Consider the following 22,274-nt stretch of genomic DNA (forward strand, 5'->3'; position numbering starts at 1 on the left):
ATAGGGTTCAACCAGCGCTTAGCGCTGGCCTAGGGTCGCCAGGTAGGCCAGACGTTGCTCGGCCTCGGTGACGATACCGCTGATAATGTCTTCACAGCTCAACAGGCTGTCGATGACACCGGCCACCTGACCCGAGGGCAGTACACCCTCGTCGGGTGAACCATCGACCATTGCCTTCTGAATAATCATCGGTGCGTTGGCCGACATAATCGCCTGCGCCGGGCTGATATCGCCAGACTTGGACATCGCCAGGGCCGACTGCAGCAGGCTGAAGACACTGGCGCCGGTAAATTTACGAAACTTCAAACCGTTGCGCAGGGCAATCACTAGTTTTTTAGCGGTACCGGCGCGCTCTAACTCTTCCAGCATCTGGTTCATAATCATCCGCTGTGGCAGGCCGTCCATCGCCTTGGAGACGATGATTTCTGACGGGTTGTTACAGCTGACGTAACGGGACTTGGTCTGCTCTGGGGTCGGCGACTCCTTACTCATCAAGAAGCGAGTCCCCATGGCAATACCGTCGGCACCCCATGACAGCGCCGCCACCAGGCCACGGCCGTCCTTGAAACCACCGGCAGCAATAACCGGCACCTTGCCGGCCACGGCGTCGACCACCTGAGGAATCAACAGCGTGGTGGGGACAGAACCGGTGTGACCACCGCCTTCACCGCCCTGAATCGTCACCGCATCGGCGCCCATTTCAATGGCCTTGAGTGCGTGCTTGGGCAGGCCGATGGTCGGCATACAGACAACACCGTTGTCCTTGAGTTTTTTGACCATGTCCTTACCCGGCGAACGGGAATAGCTGACCGCCTTGATACCGTGCTTAACGACTAAGTCGACAATCTCGGCGGCATTGGGCTGATACATGTGGAAGTTGATGCCAAACTGTTTATCGGTCAACTCTTTGGTGCGCAGAATATCGCGCTCCACTTCCTGTGGCGGAATCGTGGCACCGGCCAAGAAACCAAAACCACCGGCGTTGGACGTGCCGGCCACTAGGTTGGGATCTGCCACCCACCCCATGGCGGTTTGCACCACGGGATGCTCGCAGCCCAGTAAATCAGTTAGTTTGGTTTTAATTTGTCCGGCCATTATTCCGCCACCTTTTATTTACATCTTTGGTTTTTCACCGCACTAACACGGTGTTTTTTGCTGTTCTTGTTGCCTTGGTACGATCTTGTACTGAGCCAAACCGACACCGTGCAGACAGTGTCCCATCGCATTACATCAACACAAGAGCGGCACTGCGGGGTTAGCGCAGTACACAAACAGCGTTAAGAGCGATCACCTTTGGGGTTATCTTTTAACTGCTTTGAACGGAAGTTCTTCGGGTCGATCTGGTTGATAATTTCCATCTGAGCCTCAGTCGGCGCCGTAGTCGTGGCGACAATAGTGGGAATCTCCAGTGGGAAACCGGTGTTCTCAACAACCTGTTCAACGGTGATACCTGGGTGGACAGAAACCAGACGAACCGCCTTGTTAGCACCGCCGAAATCAAGCACACACAAATCGGTGATGATCAGGCCGATCTCGATGTCGTCGAAGCTGTAACCCTTGGGTAGACGCCCGGGGTTGTAGCCGATCGAGTTCACCACATCACACTCGCCTTCGACGAAAACGCGAGTATTGTGACTGGGGACGAAGAACGAGTTGCCGTGGCTGATAGAGTTGCCCGGCAGACCGCGCATGCCTAACATCTGTACTTTTGGCTGCTCATAAGTGCCGCCGATGCAAGAGATATTGGCCTGACCGAAACGGTCAATCTGTGTCGGGCCGATCATGGCGTGACGCTTGCCACTCCAGACATTATCGAAGATGCGGCTAAAGCCCATCCAGGTCTCGTTGCGCTGGATGTAGTCGGCATCCCGTGACAGCGGGTTTGGTTCGCTCAAAAGATAGGCTTCTGAGTCGGTCATCATCAGCTCAGGGTTAGAACTCTTCATCGCCACGGAAGCGGCAATACGAGGAATAACACCAATGCCGGTGGCCAGCACCTCGCCCTTGTCGGCAAAGGCCTCGGCGGCGGCAACAATCATCAGTTCAGCTAAGGTGTAATCGGTAGCAAACGTGCTCATAATATTTTTTCCTTGTTAACAGTTAGACGCTAAATTGCAGGCCGATTAATACACAGGCTGCGGCAATTTCTGGATGGCGTCTAAGCCGCCCACTTTCTCTTGGTATTCTGCTTCGGTGCTGTCTTTGATGAACTTGTCGAAGTAGGCCTCAAAACCACCGTCTTTGGCGCTGGCGTTGTATGTTTTGAAGTGCGGTACGTCGAAGCCGTAAGCGGGCTGACAAGAACTGGGGTGAGCGCCACCGGGAACACAGGCTACACCTTGAGTCATCGAGCGCTCCCACAGCACGAAGCGTGCTTCTAGCGGGTCGTTGAAGAATTCAGTCTCGACAATTTCTTCACAGGTGACAAAGGTCTTGTCGGCGGCGCGGGCAAACCACTCGTCCATATAGTAGTCCGGACCCTTAGACTGACAAACACCACGAACATCGGCGCGGTCGGCGTGCAGGAAGGATACGTCTAACTTAAGCGCTGGCATTGCCACCCACTCTTTGTCGTCGTAGGGGCTGTCGATGACTTTGATCTCAGGGTTCACCTTGATTGCATCGGTGCCCAGACCAATCTGCGTTGGCATAAAGGGCATCTTCCAAGCAGCGGCACGCAGGCCGAGCAACATCATGCCCTCGTCAATTTCCATTGTTTCAATGGCGCCCTTTTGACGGGCTTGACGAAAGTAAGGCTCCAGCGGAATAAAGTCCAAAGAAACAAAGGCGAAAACAACCTTCTTTACCTTGCCAGCCGCGCACAGCATGCCAACATCGGCGCCGCCATAGGCCACTACGGTGAGATCTTTAACGTCTGAACGCAAGATTTCACGAATCACAGCCATTGGTTTACGACGCGGGCCCCAACCACCGATACCGATAGTCATGCCGTCGCGTAGCTCGCCAACCATGTCTTTAATGGTCATTCGCTTATCCATGGAGCTTCCTCTTTCTTCTGGTTTATCGGCGATGATCAATCATCATAGCCGCCTATATTAGGTTTTTTTGCTTGTTTTTTGCGCCAACATTTGTCACCGACTGGTCGCTTATAGCCAGCCGCACGACAAGAATACGCAAATACGCATTTGAATTGATTTTACACAAAAGGACTGGTTATGCATCTTTTCAGAAGCGACTTTTTACGCATTACGCGTATAATTGGCAAAATTTAATCAATTTGCGTTAATTTAGCATTAACACAAATTAATCTTTGCTAGTCGACGATGTGACTGACGCGATAGTCGTGCTTGACGAAATTGACACCGAGAGAGGTCTCGGTTCGGCGAATGCCTTTGATAGTACTGATATTTGTATGCAAAAAGCCGGTTAATTGTTCCGGATCCTGCACCAGGGTAATGGCCAGAATGTCGAAACGGCCTAACATTTTGGCGACAAAGCCCATCTCGGGGATATCACTGAGCTGCTGAGCAATGCGCTCACAGTCGCCGCTGTGGTCAACATCGATCCAAATAAAGGCCAGACAGGGGTTTTTGAGTTTGTCGATATTGGTGACGGCGGTGATTCGCATCAAGCCCTCATCCAGCATCCGCTTAATGCGCGAACGCACCGTACCCTCGGTAATATTGAGCTCGGCAGCGATACGGCGGTTGCTGATACGGGCATCGCGGGAGAGATAGCTCAGAATTTTGTCGTCGACATCGTCGAGGCGGCGTTTATTAGTCAAAGGGCACCCAATTGGCTTGGTTTTTGAGAACATCAATCGCCATTGCTGGCATAATTTTTCGCACGCCAGACACCGAGGCCAACGTTTTGAGCATGGCATCGAGGGCAGCCTGGCCATCGGCGACCGTCAGCACCTCAATATCGTGTGTGCCCACTACCTGGCTGACCGAATAAACCCCCTCTACGGCGGCAAGATCCTCCGACACCAACAGCGCCGAACGCCCTTCGACCTGAATACCAACAGCCAGTAACATACCAAAGCCAGCAGCCTGAATATCCGTGACCGCCACCACTCGCATGGTCTCTGAGTCCTCTAACCGCTTCACCCGAGAGCGCACCGTTGCCTCGGTCAAATCGAGTTCCTTGGCCAGCGCCCGATAGGGCATACGGCCATCACTGCGTAGCAGCGCAATGATCTGGTAATCAATATCATCGAGGTTGGTACTCTGCGTTGTCGCTATACGGCTGCTGACAGAATCACGATAGTCGGTCACATTTATGTCCTTTTAACGACTAGCTAGCTAACAGGGGCGGCTAAAATATCGGCCGCCAGTTTTTTTAATTCGGGCTTAACCACTTTACCCGACGCATTAAGCGGCAAGGCTTCGACAAATTCAACGTAAAAAGGACATTTATAACGCGCCAATGCCTCAGCACAACCTCGTTTGACCTGTTCGGCGGTCAGCGATGAACCCGGTTTTTTAACCACAAAAGCCATGCCGACCTCGCCCTGGGGCGGTTTGCTGACACCGATAATGGCCACTTGCGCAACCCCTTCGAGGGTGTAACACACCTTCTCTACCTCGGCCGGATAAACGTTCTCACCGTTCATAATATACATATCTTTCAGCCGGTCGGTGATCTTCAAATAACCCCGCTCATCCATGACACCAATATCGCCGGTCTTCATCCAGCCATCGGCGGTAATCGCCTCGGCCGTCGCCTCAGGCATATCGAAATAGCACTGCATGACATTGTAGCCGCGCACCCAGATCTCCCCCTCTTCACCCCGGGCAACCTCGTCGCCGGTCTCGGGGTTGGCGCACTTGACCTCGACGCCCTCGATGGCTCGACCAGAGGTCTGCGAAATCGTCTCGGGGTCGTCATCGGGGCGGCAAATGGTCACCACGCCGCAGGACTCGGTCAGGCCGTAGGCGGTAACCACCACCTCGAAGCCGAGTTTCTGACGCATATCGTTGACCAACTGCACCGGCACCGCAGCGGCACCGGTAACACCTAAGCGCAGACTGGAGACATCATATTGATCGCGCTCCGGATGGGCCAGAATCATCTCGTACAACGAGGGCGCACCGGGCAACATGGTGACCTTGTCCTCGGCGATCTGAGCCAACACCTTGTCTTTGTCGAAGGCAAAGACCGGCAGAATCTTGGCGCCGGTTAACAGACAGGCCAGCCAGCCGGCCTTGTAGCCAAAGCTGTGGAAAAACGGGTTGATAATAAGGTAATTGTCGTCGCTGCGCAGACCAACTGTTGCCGACCAGGATTCAAACACGCGAATATTCTGACCGTGATTACACACCACACCCTTGGGCTTACCGGTGGTGCCAGAGGTAAACAGCATGTCCATCGGATCGTCGGCGGTGATCGAGGCAGCACGTTGCTCACCGCGCTCAGCCGTCACCTGCTCAGCGCTGGCGATAAAATCACTCAAGCTCTCAGCACGGGCATCCTCACCGCGCAGCAAGACAGTCTTTACCGACCCCAGTGCTTCACCGGCCAACATATCCAAGACGTCGCCCTTTTCTAATGCTGGGTAGGTAAACAACAACTGAGCACCCGACCGACGGATGATGTCGGCGGCTTCGCTGCCCTGTAAGCGGGTGTTGAGCGGCACCAGAATAGCGCCGGCCAACTGCAGACCAAGGGCGGCGATAATCCACTCGTAAACATTGGGCGCCCAGATGGCCACACGGTCGCCTTTATCGACGCCATTGGCGATAACGGCTCGACAGGCCAACTGCGCCTGTTCGGCCAGCTCGGCAAAACTGAGTTCGGTATCCCCCTCTTTCAGGGCGGTATTGTTCGCATATTGCGCCACTGCGGCAGCAAGAATCGCCGGCAGTGTTGTGGCTTGGGCAGCGTGAGTCACGTGGCTGTCCTCTCTAATTATTTATGGTTAGCCAAAATTCTTTATGATCGACAATATTAGAAGTAACAGAGGGGTAGCGCAACAGGAATGCGTATTTTTAGGCTCTTTTTTCTACGAATTAACAGGCTTATTACCACAAACAAGGGGGAAATATTGCGTTTACCCCCGCTGTAGCCGCCTAAATCCAACGAGTGACACAGACTGCCACGGGCAAGATTACCAACCTGTCATGCCGGCGACATCATGTCTCGGTAATCAACCATTCAGCCGCAATCTCGTCGACCAAGCCCTCCCGCTGCAATTTTAACAGGTGGGCGTGCAGGGAGAACACCGCCATTGAATGCATACTGGCATCGACATCGTCATAGACCCGGGTAACCAACACCTCCATCGACTGACGACCGCCAACACGCAGACCGTTGATCACCTTGAGCTCCCGACCGAGCCGGTGCGCCACCACCTGATCGATAACCGTTGTCGGCTCCGGCATCAGATCACCGTGAGCCGGCGCGATACAGTCAATATCGTAATTTTTAAGTTTCTGCAGGGAGGCGACATAGTCGTACATATCCCCGGAGGGCGGCACAATAACAACTGTGGAGCCGTTCATCAAGTGGTCACCGGCCATTAGCAGGCCGCTGTTTTTCTCCAGCAAACAATAGTGGTTGCTGACATGGCCTGGGGTGTAAATTGCCTGCAAATCAAATTCGTCGGTGGTCAGCTGCCAATGCTCGTACAATTCGACATCGGCCTCAAATAACGCATCCTGAAACTGCTGATCATCCGCCGGCTTACCAATGACAACAGCACCACTCAGCTCTGCCAAGCGCACGGCCGCCGGCGAGTGATCGGGGTGAGTATGGGTGGCGATAATATGACTGATGGTTCGCCCCTCCGCCGTCAGCAGCTGATAAAGCTGATCGGCGTGCCCCTGCTCTATCGGGCCGGGGTCGATAACGGCGACATGCTGGTCACCGACAATATAGGTATTGGTGCCCAAGCCGGTCAGTGGACCGGGGTTGGGGGCGGTAATGCGTCGCACATAGGGGTTAATATCGACGATTTCGCCGTAGAGTATCGCAGGCATATAGGTAATATATTGTTAGAAATAGAACCATAGATTGCAGTAAAACAGCCGACCAGTCAAAAGTATGCCGCCGCTCACATCAGCGCAAAATCTTGTATACTGTGTGCTATTCCACTGATTTTGATCAATAGGTTTTATCCGCCAATGTCTACAGCCCTTGCCAAACTACTGTCTAAATTGCCGCTGCCGCTGCTGTATTTACTGTTCGCCCCAGTCGCCTTTTTTTCGCTCTATTACCTGTCCCGCTACCGCCGCAAGGTGGTCGCTAATAATATTGCCCAGGCGATGCCAGAGCTGACAGCCAAACAGCAAGACAAGCTGGCGCGCGACTATTACTGGCATATGGCCAACCTGGTCTGTGAGGTGATCAAAACCGACAGCATGAGCAAGCAGCAGTATCAGCAACGGGTGAATTTTACCAACCCTGAAGTACTGTTAGCGGCCAGGGAAACCGGCCGTCACGTGATTATTCTGAGCCAGCATCAGGGCAACTGGGAATGGTTGCTGGCTGGCTGTGCTGCCTGCATGGAAAACCCCGTCGACGTTGTCTATAAAGAGCTACACGATTCAGCGTTTGATGAATTTATGCGCAGCGCCCGCGAGCGCATGGGCAATACACCGATTTCACACAAGGTGTTGTTTAAGGAACTCGGCAAACGAAAAGAACCCTGGGTGCTGGCCATGCTTGCCGACCAAGCGCCACAGCGAAAGACCAACAAGTGGTGGGGCACATTCTTTAACCGTGAGACACCGTTTCAAATGGGTATCGAGTTGCTGTCTCGCCGCAGCAAGGCGGTGATTGTGTTTGCCTCATCACAGCGTGTCAGTCGTGGTTATTATGATTGCACGTTTACCCAGTTGGCCGAACCACCGTATAAGAAAGACGATCACCGTATCCTCGAGGCGTATGCCAGTAATATGGAATCTGCGATCAGAGCGCAGCCAGAGACGTGGTTGTGGAGTAATAACCGCTGGCGCTACGGCAAGAGTGACGACCCGACACTGGTTGAGCAACCAGCGAGCAAGCGTCCGCCTGAGACGGATAACAGCGGTGCATAGCGGCACCGCCAGCATGGGGTAAGAGCGTTTAGCTACGCTGCACAACCACACGAGAAAAGCCGATAGATTTGGCCGCCATCATCGCCTTATCAGAGCTGGTAAAATGGCAATTGTCGCCCTTGGGCGTGGTCACATGCAAGGTGTGGCCCCATAAATCATGGCAGTCTAAATGCCATTGATGATCTGCATCAGAATGGAAAACAACAACGTCACTTAGTCGGCCGATTTCATACAGTGTTCTTAGCTGCGGTAGATTCATCTGTCTCTCCTGAGTGTGATTATGCCCCTTGAGTATAGAAGCTAATCCACCACTCGGCGCAGCCATTGGCTGATTAGTGACACGGTGAACAGTTTTTTCATCTTATCCGCTGAAATTTTTGCTAGAATCCGCGGTCGAATTCAACCTGGTGGCCAATAGCAAAGCCGCCGACATGACTCTAACGACACTCATCAGGAGGGCGCGGTGCTGGCGAAAGTTTCTGGCCTACAGCAAATACTTAAACGAATCGATAACAGCAGGCTGTTTCAAGGCTTTGTTATCTTTGTCATTCTGGTCTCGGCGCTGACCATCGGCGCCCATACCTACCACCTTCCCCCCTGGATGGAGTACAGTCTATCGTGGCTGGACTTAGCGATTACCGTGTTCTTTGCCGGAGAACTGACCATTCGCTATTTAGCCAGCGATGGCTTTAAGCGCTTTTTTACTAACGGCTGGAACATCTTCGACACCGTTATCGTCATCGGCAGCCTCGTCCCCGCCGGCGGCTCGGCTATCTTACTGGCGAGGTTACTGCGTATATTCCGCGTATTACGACTGGTCTCGATGGTGCCCGAGCTGCGTATGCTGGTCAACGCCCTGCTGAAAGCAATCCCAAGAATGGGTTATATCGCGCTGTTAATGTTCGTTATTTTTTATATTTACGGCGCCGTTGGCAGCATGCTGTTTGCCGATATCAATACGTTCTTGTGGGGCGATGTGTCGGTGGCAATGCTGACGCTGTTCCGGGTCTCGACCTTCGAATCCTGGACCTCGATTATGTACGAGACCATGGCCGTCTACCCACTCAGCTGGCTCTATTATCTCAGTTTTATCTTCCTCACTGCCTTTGTCTTCCTCAATATGATGGTTGGCGCGGTATTGGATGTGATGACCCAGGAGACCGCCAAGATGCGCAGCGAAGAGCAGGATGACGAACAATCCACCGCAGCCACGGCAGAGGATGTGGCCGAACTGAAGGCACAGCTCGGCGAACTGAAACAACTGCTGATTGAGCAGCGGTCAATGCCGCCGACAGAACCGGGCGACATGCACGAGAAGATACTGTAACCAGCAACTATCAGGCGTCTTAACCGACGCCTGACGCGGTTAAATAAAGACGAAAAACTCTTTGCCGTCAGCCAACTCTCCGTCAGCCAACAAGTCTTCCAGTGGCTGCTCTTCGGTGGCTTCTTTATAGGCCTGATAGGCAGATACCGAGACGATAATATCGCCGTTTTCATCTTGAAAAATCACGTCTTGGTCACGAATAGCACGCAGAATTTTCTTCTTCTGGTTATTGGTGACGGCGATTTCTTGCATGCTCATTGGCTACCTCAAATGTTCAATGATTGTTAGCGCGAGTATACGAAGTTTAGGCCGCTGAACAAAGGTAAATTTACTCGCCCGCGCAACATTTTCTGGCCGTCATATTGCTGGTTGTTCGGCGCCCTTGAGGGTGTTACTCTGCGGTGATAAACGTGGTCAAGCCTTGATCTGCCGCGCCCCCTGTCCCTGATTGAGAAGTCGAATCATGCAAAAGCCCCAGCGCGATATTACCCTGCGATTTTTAGCCGAACCCCAAGACGTCAATTTTGGTGGCAAGGTACACGGCGGCGCCGTGATGAAATGGATCGACTTAGCCGCCTACGCCTGCGCCGCTGGCTGGAGCGGCCGCTATTGCGTCACAGCCTATGCTGGCGGCATCCGCTTTGTCGCCCCGATACATGTCGGCAACCTGGTCGAAGTCGAAGCCAAGGTCATTTATACCGGCTCGTCATCCATGCATATTGCCCTGGAAGTCTGCGCCAGCGACCCGAAGTCACTGAACAAGCGCCTGACCACCCACTGTATTGTCATCATGGTCGCCGTCGATGAAAGCGGCGAAAAAGTACAGGTACCCAAGTGGCAACCCGAGACCGAAAAAGACATCAAACAACACGATACCGCAATTAAACTGATGGACATGCGCAAGATCATCAGCGAAGAAATGGAAATATTTACCGACTAAGCCTGCCACCCCAATACAAAAAAGGCGGCTAATAAGCCGCCTTTTTTATGTCGCTATAAAAATCTACAACAGCGCCGCCGATAGGCCGGCGGCAATAAATAACACACCGGTAAAGCGATCAAATCGCGCCTTGTTCTTGCCGGTGGTGAGATAGGGCTTGATTAACGTCGAGGTTGAGCCATAGAGCAATTTACAGATAAAGTCGACCACAAACCACGTGGCGACGATGACCGATAACTGCCCCAAAATCGCCTGCGCTGGGTCGATAAACTGCGGCAAAAAGGCGATAAAAAACAAGATATCTTTCGGGTTACTGGCACCCAGAGTAAAGGCGCGGGTAAACATATATTTGGCCGTGGCACGTCGCGCATCGGTGGACATATCCAGCTCGCTGTCCTGCTCTGCCGCACTGTCACGCCAACTGCCGACACCGAGATAAATAAGATACAGGGCACCGGCAATTTTCAGCGCGGTAAAAACGCTATCGGAGGCAACAATAATCGCCCCCAGCCCCAACGCCGAGGCGATGATCAACGTTGTCGAGGCCAACACACCACCGAGAAAAGCCGGCACCGTTTTGCCGATACCGTAATTGATCGAGTTGGTGACCATGAATAACGACAACGGCCCGGGTATCAAAATAACAAAAAAGATGGCGGCCACATATAACAACCAGACTTCAAACGACATCGAGCACCTCTATTCTATAGCAGATCACCTGCGGCCTGAGTCAACACAGCAGGACAGGAAAACAATGTAAGTAGTTACGTAATAACTTGCATTATAGCTTGAGAGCGGCGACTATTACTAGGATAATGCGTAGCAATATAATGACAACCAACCATAAGCGACTAAGTAGTATGAGCGATTGGATTACCGATATGGGCGGGCTGGCCTTGGGCAGCCGCTTTCGACGACTGAGCGATGCCATGAGTGGCGAAGTGAACAAGGTCTACAAACGACGAGATATTGAACTCAACTCCCGGCACTTCCCCGTCTTATCACTGCTGCACAAACAGGGTAAGGCCGGGCTATCAGTGACCGAAATGGCCGAGCAGCTAAAAATCACCCATGTCTCGGTCAGTCAGACCGTAAAGCAGCTAGAAAAACAAGGCTATTGTGCCCGTAAGGCGCACAAAAACGACGAGCGGATTCTCAAAATCTACCTGACCAGCAAGGCCAACAAGCTATTGAAAGACGAGCTGCTGTCTGTCTGGCAGGTGATTAAAGATGTGACCGAGGAGCGCTTGGCCGTTATCGAAGGCGATTTTTGGCAGGGCCTGGCTGTCGCCGAGGAAAACCTCAGTCGCTATTCGCTGGCGGAAGAAATTCTCAACCGGCTACAAGCGAAGTAGATTGCTAACAGTTCCGATTGCTGCGATGACAACGTGCTACTGTATTGGTGTTATACAAAGGCCTGTTTGAGCAGTTCAAAAGAGCGTTTTCTATCGTCCAGATAATACATATTAGTCACCGCCATAATCTCATCGACATCAAAACGCTTGGCTAATGTGGCGACACGCTGTCTCACCTGCTGGGGCGTGCCGACGGCACGACTGTCATCACGACTGGCAATAAAGGCCGCTAACTGCTGGCTGATCTCGTAGTGCTCTGCCTGCTCCGGGGTGAGAAAGGCGCCGGTCGACTGGCCGGTGAAAAAGCGGAACAGATTGATGTCATGGGTCAGCTGCAGCAGTCGCGCCCTGGCCTCGGTATCGGCACAGAATACACTGATTGTTAGAATGGCATAAGGTGCCTGCAGTTGTTCAGTACGGTAATCCGGCTGTGTATTGGCCTGAAAACGCTGTCGGTAATAGGCAACGATATCCGGCGCCGCCTGTGGATTAATAAAGGCGGCCAAATTATAGGGCAGGCCTCTCTCGGCAGCCAACAAGGCGCTATCGATGCTCGAACCTAACATCCACACCGGCTGGTCGGCCGTCGGCTTCGGGCTGACTATCGGCTCGCTGACAGGCCGCCATAGGTAGTCGCAGAGTTCTGCCACCTGCCGTGGGAACTGTTCGAAGTTCGGTCGCCTATTCGCCGCCAATGCCATTGCCGTCGACATATCCGCCCCCGGCGCCCGCCCCACGCCGAGATCAATACGCCCGGGATAGAGGTTGGCTAACAGCGAGAAAACCTCGGCCATTTTATAGGGGCTGTAATGGGGCAGCATAATACCGCCCGAGCCCAAACGAATATGCTCAGTGGCGGCACCGAGGGCGGCGATCAGCACCTCCGGCGCACTGCCAGCCACCGAGGGAAAGGCATGATGCTCAGAGACCCAAAAGCGATGATAACCCAGCTGCTCGCACCACTGCGCCATCGCCAAGGTTTCCTGTAACGCTTGTGCGGCACTGTCGGGGGATTGCGCCAGGGATTGATCGAGAACAGAGAGTTTTATAGTCATCGACAGACTATACGTCGATTGACACAGTCTGTGAATGCAGACATCGCAGGGAAGCCGATAACAGTCGAGCGGAGAGCCCCGCTCGACCAGCAACTTACTTGGGGGTAGAAATAATCTTCACCTGGGCAAATTGTCGATCACCGGCGACACCGCCGTGATAACCATAGCCACTTTCCTTGGCGCCAACCCAGGGTGAACCCTGGGCGCCGCCACACCCCTTGTTGATACCGACCATGCCGGTTTCTATCGCTTTTGCCACCTCTGTGGCGGCGGCAATATCGGTACCAAAAATCACCGCACTGAGGCCGTAATCGGAGGCATTGATGACCTCTAACACTTCATCAATGTCGCTATAATGACGGACACAGGAAATCGGACCAAAGGTCTCTTCCTGCATAATATCCATGGTGTCTTTGACTCTTAACACCGTTGGCATGACATAGCCCGGCGGATGCTGATCTTCACCGTACAATACCTCGGCGCCCTGCGCTTTGGCTGTGTTCAATTGGTCTAACACATGCTGGCGCTGAAAATCAGCCACCATCGGCCCCATGGTCGACTGCTGCAAATCCCCGGCAACCACAGTCACATCGGCTGTCGCCTCAATTAATAAACGCTCAAACTCCGCCGCCACGGATTCATGGACATACATCCGCTCTGACGAGACACAGACCTGGCCACTGTTGTAATAGCTGTTCTGAGCGGCAAAGCTGGCCGCCGCCGCGATATCTGCATCGGCCAAGACCAGCAGCGGGTCCTTGCCACCAAGCTCGAGTATAATACGCTTAAAGTCTTTGGCCGCATCGCTCAAGATCTGCTGGCCGGCACGACGGGAGCCGGTAAAAGCGATCAACTGGACATCGCTGTTAACCAGCATTCTGCCCTGTTCCTTACCGCCTTGAACAATTTGCAGTACATCCTGCGGGAAGAACTGCTGCAGCGTCTGCAAATATAATTGGGTACACAGTGGTGTGTGCTCGGAGGGCTTAACAATAACCGGGTTACCGGCCATCAACGCCGGCAACACCATCCACTGCACCATATTAACGGGGAAATTCCACGGCGTGATGGCGGCGCAGACTCCGAGGGGGTCGTAGTGAAACGTGGTCGATGTCTGCTCATCTTCGATACAGTGAGGGGTTAACGCCTCTACCACGGCATCGACTTTAGTGGCCAGCGCTGTGGCGACCATGGTCGCCTCACCAATAGCCTGCTGTTCTGGTCGACCCATTTCGGCACTGATTAAACGGCCTATTTTTTCGGCGTTTTCGATCAGTACAGGGGCGGCGTTTTTAAAGCATTGAGCGCGGTCTTGCAGCGATGTTTGCCACCACTGTTTTCTCGCTCGATGCGCTTTCTCAACAATGTCGGCAAGCTCGGCGGCGGAGGTGACGGCGACTTCTCCGACAAGGCTGCCATTACTGGGATTGATTGATTTTATTGTTGTCATTTTGAACATCCTGTTTAGCAAGTAATAAACCTTATCATTGTGCACGGCAAGGCCGCTATATTATGACCAAGTTTTAACCCGCGCACTCCAGCAACAACACGGCAGGGCTTAGTCCCACCACAGGCTGACATCACCCTCGACCACAGCCTGCTGCAAATCTTCCAGTGAGCCGCAACCAGGCGCCACAGCCCCAGGGCAGAAGTCAGCCAACTGTCTGGCCAGTGCCGCACTGTCCTCCGGCTGGCGGAGCAGACGGAAGCTGACGCCTTCAACATCGACCCGGTACAGTGCCAGGCCATAGCGTTGGTGCCACTGCATTAACACTGCTACCAGCTCGCTACTATCGCGCTGAGGCTCGTCCGACCGGGTCTGCATCAGTTGCAAAAATTCAAATTGGTCGGCCACCGGTGCCACCACAACCTCGGCAACATCGCTGCGATTAAACTGACGCTTACCAATCATGGCCACCAAGCCGCTTGGCAGCTGCTGGCGGATTAACGGCATCGCCTGCAATGCCGATTGATAGGACATCTCAACAGAGATGCCGTCATCGGATTGCTGTTCACCACGGGTGAAGAAACCCCGCGCGGGACACTGACCAAATGCCAGCGCATCGAGTACCTGCATCGCCTGCGCCTTGGAGTCGGGTTGCGGCTTTGCCAGCTCTTCCTGCTGACCAAAAACCCCCAGTGTTTTAAAAAAATAAATAATGACTAGAAACAGCGCAATCAATACTAGAAAATGCATATCACCTCAATAACAAGCGTCATCATTATGCTGTTCAGCCTCGACGTCACGATTTATCCAAGCCCAGTGAGGCTTGGTACTGGGCAGAAATCAGCGCCTTTTTTTGTTCTTCAGTATCACATTGATGCCACTGTCGATCAAAATCCTTAGCAAAACTCAGCCACTTCTTCTGCCCTGCTAACAACTCTTCAATGTAGCGATTAACTAACAGATTCTGTGCCACCCGCTGGCTCGGCACCGGTGACGAGTCCTGCGGGTGACTCTGATGGGCTAACAGCCCCCGATAGGCGTGCTGCAGTTGCTCGATATGTTGCTCAACCTGCTGACCAATATTATCCAGCATCGACTGCTGTTGCGCCGCCTCGTTAATATCACCAAAGACCAATTTCAACATGGCCTCATGCTCGATGGTCAGCGGCTTGCCGGGCTCAGCCAACCACTCATCCAACGCCGCCTGTCCCGCCACGGTAATGCGATAGACCGTCCGCGTGCGCTTGCCTACTTTATTCTTCGTCGCCTCGGCCAACAGCATCGCCGTCAGCTTCTTCGGGCTCTCATAAAGACGGCTCTCGGCCCGCGGCCATATCGCCTTGATCGAGCTCTCACGCATGTACTGTGTCAACTCATAGGCAGACCAAGGCCGGCGCTGAAGCAGGCCCAATATAGCGTAATCAGTGGTATTCAATTGTAGTTTCATTAACAAATAGTACCGTTTATTGCACTTTACTTTTACTCCCAACCGGAGTAGTTTTTTTACTCCCGACAGGAGTATAGGGATAAGGCGCTGTTGTTGCACGCAACAAGACCACCGCTTACAGACCAAATGCCGATTAAAAACCTAATGAAAAACGGCCAAAAAATAACAATATTGACGGAGATAACCAGATGCTAACCGCTATCAGAAAACCGCTGCCCATCTTGATCGCCTCGCTGTCGCTGCTGCTTACCGCCTGCGATAACGACAACAATAACGATACCGCTATGGCGACTATCACCGAGGGCAGCAAGATTGCCTTTGACGCCAAGCTATACCGTACCGAGGGCGGCGTGCCGCATATTGTTGCCGATGACTGGGGCAGTATTGGCTACGGCACCGGTTACGCCGCCGCCCAGGATCACTTCTGTCAGCAATCGCGCAATATCTTGAAATTCCGCGGCGAGTTGGCCAAATATTTTGGCGCCGACGATGACGCCGACAGCGAGAATGGTAACGGCAATCTCGACTCAGATTTCTTCTTTAAATTGCTCGCTGCCGAGGGCATTTACGACGCCGACATAGACCCAGAATTTGATACCCTATTCACCGGCTATGCGGCGGGGTTTAATCGTTACATCCGCGATATTGGCCTCAACAACATCACCGACCAGGCCTGCGCCGGCGCTGAGTGGGTCATCCCGATGACCGCCGATGACGTGAAGAAATTCCACTTAACACCGGCATTTCTCCCAAACTTTGCCAGTTTCATCCTGCCGGCAAAACCACCGGAGTCGGTGGCAAAGGTCACCAAGAAATCACCGCAGCACCCCCCCAAAAAAGATCTTTCCCATGCCGAAGCCAGTGAATTACTGGCCATGATTAACAGCAGCTACAACCCCACCGACAAGGGCAGTAACGGCGTCGCCATCGGCAAAGATTTGACCGAGGATAATGCCGGATTGTTGTTTGCCAACCCACATTTAGACTGGTTAAACTTCGATTTCCGCATGTATGCCATGCACCAAATCATTCCCGGTGTCAGCAATATGCTCGGCGCCAACCAGGCCCAGCGTGCCCATGTCGGCTTCGGCACCAATGGCAGTGTCGCCTGGACTAATACCGTGTCCACCTCCACCGCCTATATGTTTTACAAACTCGACTTGGTGCCAGGCAACCCGATGGCCTATACCTTCGACGGTGAAGAGAAAACCATCAACAAAATCGACGTCACCGCCGAGGTGCTGGGTGAGGACAGCGCCAGCCATAGCTTCTATAAGGCCGGCGATAACTATATGGTTGGCGGCCGATTCCCCTGGATGGATGGCTTCGGTGTCAGCCTGCGTATTGCCAACGAGGGCGCCCGCGGTTTCCAAGGTGGCGCCATGGCCATGGCACAGTCGACCACGGTCGAAGAGCTTAAAACCGCAGTCAACAGCTATCAATCGACGCCGGGTATCAATACCATTGCCGCCGACAGCAGCGGTAACACACTGTACGGCGATCTCGGCCCGGTGATCAACTTTACCGAGCAACAGGTCACAGACTGCGCCCTGTACGGCGGCGCAATGTATGCCGGTAACAGCTCTGCCTGCGTGTGGAATACCGACAGCGATTCCACCGACCAGGGTTTGATGGGGGCCAGCAAGCAGCCGGCGCTGATCCGCAGCGACTATGTCACCAACTCCAACGACAGCTTCTGGCTGGCCAACCCCAACGCCCCCATCGGCGAGGACTATGTCAGTCTGCACGGCAACAATAGCTCTGAGCGTACTCTGCGGACCCGCAGTGGCCTGGCCATGATTCAGCAACAAATTGATGGCGCCGGCACCTTCGACCAGCAGGGTTTTCTCGACACCATGCTAAGTAACCAACACTATGCCGGCCAGATACTGCGCGATGATGTGGTCGCCCTGTGTCAGGCCGCCGGCAGTGTCGATATCGACATCAATGACAGCGACGAGGTGGTCGAGCTGGTCACCGTCGACCTGACCGAGGCCTGTACGGTATTAACTGACTGGGATCTGACCGCCAACCTCGACAGCCAGGGCAGCCATCTATTCCGCGAGTTCCTACGTGCCGCCAACAGCAGTTATCGTCACCTGCCCGATAGCTTCAGCTATGCCGTGCCCTACGATAACAGTGACCCGGTTAACACGCCTCGCGGCCTGGACACCGAGCCTGCCAATAACGCCGCCGTGTTGACTGCCCTGGGCACCGCCGTCAAGGCCATTACCGATGCCGGTATTGCTCTCGATGCCAAACTCGGGGATATCCAATCGATTACCCGTAATGATCAGCGTATCGCCCTGCCCGGCGGTGAAGAGTTCGAGGGAGTATTTAACAAAATGGGTTACGATACCATCAGCACCGAGGGTTACCCCGACGTCACCGGCTCCTCTGCCAGCTGGGTAATGGTGACCAAGCTAACGCCAGAGGCGACCACCGTCAAAGGTGTCACCGCCTACTCGCAGTCCTCCGACAATACCTCTGAACACTATGCCGATATGACCAAACAGTTTGCCGTCGGTGAGCTGATTGACATTCCCTATACCGAGGCCGACGTTATCGACCAGGCAACCTCTACCCTGGCGCTGACCGAAGGCGCTGAAGAGTGTCAGGACAACGGCTGGGAAAATTTCGCGGTCTTCGCCGATGAAAACGAATGCATCAACTATTTCGTTGCCGTCGATGAAAACCGCACCGGTGAGTTCAGCAACTAAGGCCAAAGACCTCAATCCACCCCTGCCTGAGCTGGCAAGGGGAGGATTTGATCACCTTACTCGGCAGCCACGGGTTGCTGCCGATATCTTTTCGCCGTCTTACTGATCAGCGACTCGATAATCAAAATGGAGACGATGGTAAGGTAGAAGGCCAGCACACCGCTGACCGGCCCGGAAAACTGTACCTGGTCACCGAACAGAATCACGATGGCGCCCATTGCCGCGACCTTGGATCCGACCAAGATAAGCCACGAGGTCAACACCCGCTTAGCCTTGGCCCAGGACTGTTGCTGCAAACAAAATGCCGAGGTAATCTTTTCAAACGCCACCGACAGTTTAACGATCACCGCCATAATCAACGCCGAAACAGCTCCCATGCCGATACTGGCGACACTCACCCAGCTCCATGCCACACCGTATCCCACCATCACCACTGTGCCAATCACGCTGCATGCAGCCACTTCCTTTACCATTTTCATGATCAAAACCTCTGAATCTATAAGAATATTTCTCGCCAATAGCTATAGAGCATGGCGGCTCTGTGGGCGCGATTATATAAACAGCAATCCGATTTAAATATCTGTATTAGCAAGGTTTGTTTTAAATTCATTTTTTATCATTTTTGTGCATTTATTCTAAAGCAGAGCCGCGGGGATAGCGGCTTAATCCGCCATCAGGCTAGCCTCATTGTCAGCGGTCACCGCTACACCATCTGAACAATCAACATACGGTTGCAAGACAGCCATCGCTGCTGCAACGCTGTGTTTACCGAAACGAGCCTGCCCTCCCAAGCACCGTGGGGCAGCGCATAGGACAAATGCCATCGCCGCATTACAAAATGGTACCCTCAGCGTTATTTACATTGATCAGCTGGCCGCGTAAGTTTGCTCCTAGTGGGAGTAATACCCTCCCCGTCAAACAGCCCCAGCCGACCCTATGTTTTATTTACCGTTATTCATCAGATAACCCAGCGTTGGCGAGCATAATAAAGACAATACCCGTGAGGAGATTTCACCGTGTTAAGCCCACTGTTTAAGCGAACGCCACTGGCCGCAGCAACCCTGCTAACCCTGTTGACTGCCGCCGGCACCGCCAGCGCCAAAAACGCCGCCTTCGATGCCACGGTCTACCGCACCAGCGGTGGTATTCCTCATATTATCGCCGACGACTGGGGCAGTATTGGTTACGGCACCGGTTTTGCCGCTGCCGAAGATCACTTCTGTAAACAGAGTAAGAATGCCCTGAAGTTTCGCGGTGAGCTGGCGGCCAACTTCGGCCCCGGTGAACAGAACGCCAATATCAGCTCCGACTTCTTCTACAAGCTATTAGCAGCAGAAGGCATTTATGACGAGAAGGTCGACAAAGAATTCGACCGCCTCTTCGCCGGCTATGCCGCCGGTTTCAACCGCTATTTGCGCGATACCGGCATCGACAACATTAAAGACCCCGCCTGTGGCGGTGCTGCTTGGGTTCAGCCGCTGACCGCCGATGATGTGCGTCGCTTTCACCTGACACCGGCCTTTTTGCCTAACTTCTCACCGCTGTTATTAGCCGCCAAGCCACCGGCAGCCAAGGCCGCAGCGACACCGGGCACTACCGCCGCGACAATCAATACTACCGTCGCCATGACCGACCGCGACTTATCCGCCTACGCCGCCAGCTTCTACAACCCCAGCGACAAGGGCAGTAACGGCGTCGCCATTGGTAAAGACGCCAGTAAGGATGGCGCCTCCAGCCTACTGTTTGCCAACCCGCACTTAGAGTGGAAAAACTTCGACTTCCGCATGTATGCGATGCATCAAATCATTCCCGGCGTCAGCAACATGCTCGGTGCCAACCAGGCCCAACGCGCCCATGTTGGCTTTGGCACCAACGGCGATGTCGCCTGGACCAATACCGTGTCGACCTCTCAGGCCTATATGTTTTACAAGCTCGACCTAGTACCCGGCAACCCGATGGCCTATAGCTTCGATGGCAAGGAACAGGCCATCGAAGCGGTCACCGTCAGCGCCAATGTATTGGCTGGCGAGGGCAGGCTGATCGAACAACAGCACACCTTTTACAAGGCTAACAACGGTTATATGGTCGGCGGAAAATTCCCCTGGATGGAAGGCTTCGGCGTTAGCTTGCGGATTGCCAACGAAGGCGCCCGCGGCTTCCAGGGCGGTGCCATGGCTATGGCACAGGCCAGCACCGTCAACGAATTAAAGCAGGCAATCAACACCTACCAATCGACACCGGGCATCAACACTATTGCCGTCGATAATCAGGGCCAGGCGATGTATGGCGACCTTGGCCCCATTGTTAACTACACCGACCAGCAGCTCAAAGACTGCGTCTTCAAGCCGCCGATGTTTCAGGGCAACAGCAGCAAGTGCGCCTGGAATACCGATGATGATTCCGCCGTGCCTGGTTTAATGGGAGCCAGCAAACAGGCGGCGATTATTCGCAACGACTATGCCACCAACTCCAACGACAGTTACTGGCTGGCCAACCCCAACGTACCGTTCAATGGTATTCCTGCAGTTCAGGGTAATTCGAAGAGCGAGCGTACCCTGCGTACCCGCTCTGGCTTGACCATGGTGCAGCAGCGTATCGACGGCAACGACGGCCTGGTCGGCAAAGGCTTTGACCTCGACAACTTGGTCGAGCGCATGCTCAGCAACCAGCACTACGCCGGCCAGATTCTGCGCGATGATGTGGTCACACTGTGCCGCAAAAATCCCGCCGTCAGCGTCGATGGCAACAAGGTCGACCTGACTCAGGCCTGTCAGGTATTGAGCCAATGGAGCCTCACCGCCGACATCGACAGCCGCGGCAGCCACCTGTTCCGCGAGTTCTTACGCGCCGCCAACGGCGGTGAGTTTACCCGCTGGTTACCCAAGCAGTTTAATTACACCGTCGCCTTCGACCTCAACGACCCGGTCAACACGCCCCGCGGTTTGGACACCAACAACAACCCTGAAGTGCTGCAGGCATTAGCCAAGGCGGTACTGGTATTACAGGAGGTCAATATCCCAGCCGATGCGGTATTGGGTGATATTCAATACATTACCCGCAACGGTGAAAAAATTCCGATGCCGGCCGGGGAAGAGTTCGAAGGTGTCTTCAACAAGATGGCCTACGACCCGATCAGCAAACAGGGCTACCCGGATGTTACCGGCTCATCGGCCAGCTGGGTGATGGCCACACAGTTGACCGCCGACAACGTCAAGGTCAAGGGCGTGGTGTCTTACTCGCAATCCTCAGACCCAACATCGCCGCATTACAGCGACCTGAGCAAACTGTTCTCCGCCGGTGAGATGGTCGACATTCCGTTTACCGTTGCCGAGGTTAAGGCCGCTGCGCTCAGCACCACGGTATTAAAAGAAGGGGTTGATCAATGCCTCTCCGGTGGCTACAAAGACTTTGTCGCCCCCAGCTTCCGCAATAAGAACCGCTGTATTCGCTACTTTAAGGATATCGACAACAAGCAGTTCGCCGGTTTTAGCGCCAAGTAACAGCGCTGCAGCGCCTTAAAAAGCCGGCCTCTGAGCCGGCTTTTTTGTGTCTAATCAGCCCTCGATTCTGCTAGACTAAATGCAGTTTTAAGGGAGCGAAAACATGCATATCCATCATCAAATAAACTACGTTGAATTCCCCGGTTGCGACCTCGAAGCCACCCAGGCCTTCTTCGAGGCAGTATTTAATTTTGCCTTTGAGCATTACGGTGACGACTATATCGCCTTTGCCGACCGGGGGCTGGATGGCGGTTTCTACCGCGCACCAATGTCATCCAAGGCCGATAATGGCAGCGCCTTGCTGGTCTTTTACAGCCAGGATTTGACCACCACACTCACCGCGGTCGAAGACTGCGGTGGCACGATTAAAAAAACAATCTTCGCCTTCCCCGGTGGTCACCGTTTTCATTTTATCGAGCCCTCAGGGAACGAGTTTGCGGTATGGTCTGACTGCTATCACGAACGTCATCCACAGGATTGAGC

Annotated in this window: 22 protein-coding genes; 7 read left to right on the plus strand and 15 right to left on the minus strand. The window is 53.7% G+C overall.

What is annotated here, in order from left to right; translation table 11 throughout:
* Nucleotides 1-18: 18 nt before the first annotated feature.
* The 7 genes from L9P87_RS06795 to L9P87_RS06825 form a co-directional block, all read right to left on the minus strand.
* Nucleotides 19-1,095 (minus strand): NAD(P)H-dependent flavin oxidoreductase, encoded by a 1,077-nt coding sequence (locus L9P87_RS06795; RefSeq protein WP_237443921.1) that lies wholly within the window; start codon nt 1,093-1,095, stop codon nt 19-21.
* A gap of 182 nt (nt 1,096-1,277) precedes the next feature.
* Complete coding sequence (locus L9P87_RS06800; RefSeq protein ID WP_237443922.1) at nt 1,278-2,078, minus strand: CoA-transferase subunit beta; 801 nt, start codon at nt 2,076-2,078, stop codon at nt 1,278-1,280.
* Nucleotides 2,079-2,123: 45 nt separating this feature from the next.
* Nucleotides 2,124-2,999, minus strand: a complete 876-nt coding sequence (locus L9P87_RS06805) for a CoA transferase subunit A (protein WP_237443923.1) — start codon at nt 2,997-2,999, stop codon at nt 2,124-2,126.
* A gap of 275 nt (nt 3,000-3,274) precedes the next feature.
* The gene (locus L9P87_RS06810) at nt 3,275-3,745 is read right to left on the minus strand and encodes an Lrp/AsnC family transcriptional regulator (RefSeq protein WP_237443924.1); all 471 of its coding nucleotides are present in this window, start codon (nt 3,743-3,745) and stop codon (nt 3,275-3,277) included.
* Nucleotides 3,738-4,238: an Lrp/AsnC family transcriptional regulator gene (locus L9P87_RS06815; RefSeq protein ID WP_237443925.1), complete on the minus strand. Its 501-nt coding sequence runs from the start codon at nt 4,236-4,238 to the stop codon at nt 3,738-3,740. Before L9P87_RS06815 ends, L9P87_RS06810 begins: the two co-directional genes overlap by 8 nt.
* Before the next feature lie 23 nt (nt 4,239-4,261).
* Nucleotides 4,262-5,854 (minus strand): FadD3 family acyl-CoA ligase, encoded by a 1,593-nt coding sequence (locus L9P87_RS06820; RefSeq protein WP_237443926.1) that lies wholly within the window; start codon nt 5,852-5,854, stop codon nt 4,262-4,264.
* A gap of 241 nt (nt 5,855-6,095) precedes the next feature.
* The gene (locus tag L9P87_RS06825; RefSeq protein ID WP_237443927.1) at nt 6,096-6,941 is read right to left on the minus strand and encodes an MBL fold metallo-hydrolase; all 846 of its coding nucleotides are present in this window, start codon (nt 6,939-6,941) and stop codon (nt 6,096-6,098) included.
* A gap of 144 nt (nt 6,942-7,085) precedes the next feature.
* Between L9P87_RS06825 and L9P87_RS06830 the strand changes: the two genes are divergently transcribed.
* Nucleotides 7,086-8,000 carry a lysophospholipid acyltransferase family protein gene (locus L9P87_RS06830; protein WP_237443928.1) on the plus strand — a complete coding sequence of 305 codons (915 nt, stop codon included), beginning with the start codon at nt 7,086-7,088 and terminating at the stop codon, nt 7,998-8,000.
* A gap of 28 nt (nt 8,001-8,028) precedes the next feature.
* On the opposite strand, the gene L9P87_RS06835 is transcribed toward L9P87_RS06830, so the two are convergent.
* The gene (locus tag L9P87_RS06835; protein WP_237443929.1) at nt 8,029-8,259 is read right to left on the minus strand and encodes a BTB/POZ domain-containing protein; all 231 of its coding nucleotides are present in this window, start codon (nt 8,257-8,259) and stop codon (nt 8,029-8,031) included.
* A gap of 204 nt (nt 8,260-8,463) precedes the next feature.
* Between L9P87_RS06835 and L9P87_RS06840 the strand changes: the two genes are divergently transcribed.
* A complete protein-coding gene (locus L9P87_RS06840) occupies nt 8,464-9,327 on the plus strand; it encodes an ion transporter (RefSeq protein WP_237443930.1) in 864 nt (287 codons plus the stop codon).
* Between the two features lie 39 nt (nt 9,328-9,366).
* Here L9P87_RS06840 and L9P87_RS06845 read toward each other — a convergent pair whose 3' ends face one another.
* Nucleotides 9,367-9,585: a hypothetical protein gene (locus L9P87_RS06845; RefSeq protein WP_237443931.1), complete on the minus strand. Its 219-nt coding sequence runs from the start codon at nt 9,583-9,585 to the stop codon at nt 9,367-9,369.
* A gap of 205 nt (nt 9,586-9,790) precedes the next feature.
* On the opposite strand from L9P87_RS06845, the gene L9P87_RS06850 reads away from it, so the two are divergent.
* Nucleotides 9,791-10,267, plus strand: a complete 477-nt coding sequence (locus tag L9P87_RS06850) for an acyl-CoA thioesterase (RefSeq protein ID WP_237443932.1) — start codon at nt 9,791-9,793, stop codon at nt 10,265-10,267.
* A gap of 63 nt (nt 10,268-10,330) precedes the next feature.
* On the opposite strand, the gene L9P87_RS06855 is transcribed toward L9P87_RS06850, so the two are convergent.
* Nucleotides 10,331-10,957: a LysE family translocator gene (locus tag L9P87_RS06855; protein ID WP_237443933.1), complete on the minus strand. Its 627-nt coding sequence runs from the start codon at nt 10,955-10,957 to the stop codon at nt 10,331-10,333.
* Nucleotides 10,958-11,127: 170 nt separating this feature from the next.
* On the opposite strand from L9P87_RS06855, the gene L9P87_RS06860 reads away from it, so the two are divergent.
* The gene (locus tag L9P87_RS06860) at nt 11,128-11,622 is read left to right on the plus strand and encodes a MarR family winged helix-turn-helix transcriptional regulator (protein WP_237443934.1); all 495 of its coding nucleotides are present in this window, start codon (nt 11,128-11,130) and stop codon (nt 11,620-11,622) included.
* 50 nt (nt 11,623-11,672) lie between these two features.
* Here the strand turns inward: L9P87_RS06860 and L9P87_RS06865 are convergent, their stop codons facing one another.
* The 4 genes from L9P87_RS06865 to L9P87_RS06880 all read right to left on the minus strand — a co-directional run bounded on the left by L9P87_RS06865 (nt 11,673) and on the right by L9P87_RS06880 (nt 15,571).
* Entirely contained in the window at nt 11,673-12,677 is a 1,005-nt protein-coding gene (locus L9P87_RS06865; RefSeq protein ID WP_237443935.1) for an LLM class flavin-dependent oxidoreductase, read from the minus strand.
* Nucleotides 12,678-12,771: 94 nt separating this feature from the next.
* Complete coding sequence (locus tag L9P87_RS06870; protein WP_237443936.1) at nt 12,772-14,127, minus strand: aldehyde dehydrogenase family protein; 1,356 nt, start codon at nt 14,125-14,127, stop codon at nt 12,772-12,774.
* A 108-nt stretch (nt 14,128-14,235) separates the two neighbouring features.
* Nucleotides 14,236-14,874: a DUF4253 domain-containing protein gene (locus tag L9P87_RS06875; protein ID WP_237443937.1), complete on the minus strand. Its 639-nt coding sequence runs from the start codon at nt 14,872-14,874 to the stop codon at nt 14,236-14,238.
* Nucleotides 14,875-14,920: 46 nt separating this feature from the next.
* The gene (locus L9P87_RS06880) at nt 14,921-15,571 is read right to left on the minus strand and encodes a PadR family transcriptional regulator (protein WP_237443938.1); all 651 of its coding nucleotides are present in this window, start codon (nt 15,569-15,571) and stop codon (nt 14,921-14,923) included.
* A gap of 188 nt (nt 15,572-15,759) precedes the next feature.
* Between L9P87_RS06880 and L9P87_RS06885 the strand changes: the two genes are divergently transcribed.
* Nucleotides 15,760-18,291, plus strand: coding sequence for a penicillin acylase family protein (locus tag L9P87_RS06885; protein ID WP_237443939.1), 2,532 nt, complete (start codon nt 15,760-15,762; stop codon nt 18,289-18,291).
* Between the two features lie 56 nt (nt 18,292-18,347).
* Here L9P87_RS06885 and L9P87_RS06890 read toward each other — a convergent pair whose 3' ends face one another.
* The gene (locus tag L9P87_RS06890) at nt 18,348-18,770 is read right to left on the minus strand and encodes a hypothetical protein (protein ID WP_237443940.1); all 423 of its coding nucleotides are present in this window, start codon (nt 18,768-18,770) and stop codon (nt 18,348-18,350) included.
* Nucleotides 18,771-19,307: 537 nt separating this feature from the next.
* Between L9P87_RS06890 and L9P87_RS06895 the strand changes: the two genes are divergently transcribed.
* Both L9P87_RS06895 and L9P87_RS06900 read left to right on the plus strand, forming a co-directional pair.
* The gene (locus L9P87_RS06895) at nt 19,308-21,791 is read left to right on the plus strand and encodes a penicillin acylase family protein (RefSeq protein ID WP_237443941.1); all 2,484 of its coding nucleotides are present in this window, start codon (nt 19,308-19,310) and stop codon (nt 21,789-21,791) included.
* Nucleotides 21,792-21,894: 103 nt separating this feature from the next.
* Nucleotides 21,895-22,272 carry a VOC family protein gene (locus tag L9P87_RS06900; protein WP_237443942.1) on the plus strand — a complete coding sequence of 126 codons (378 nt, stop codon included), beginning with the start codon at nt 21,895-21,897 and terminating at the stop codon, nt 22,270-22,272.
* The last annotated feature ends 2 nt before the right edge of the window (nt 22,273-22,274 follow it).

This window comes from Sinobacterium norvegicum, from assembly GCF_923077115.1.
In the GTDB taxonomy this organism is placed as follows: Bacteria; Pseudomonadota; Gammaproteobacteria; order Pseudomonadales; family Sinobacteriaceae; genus Sinobacterium; species Sinobacterium norvegicum.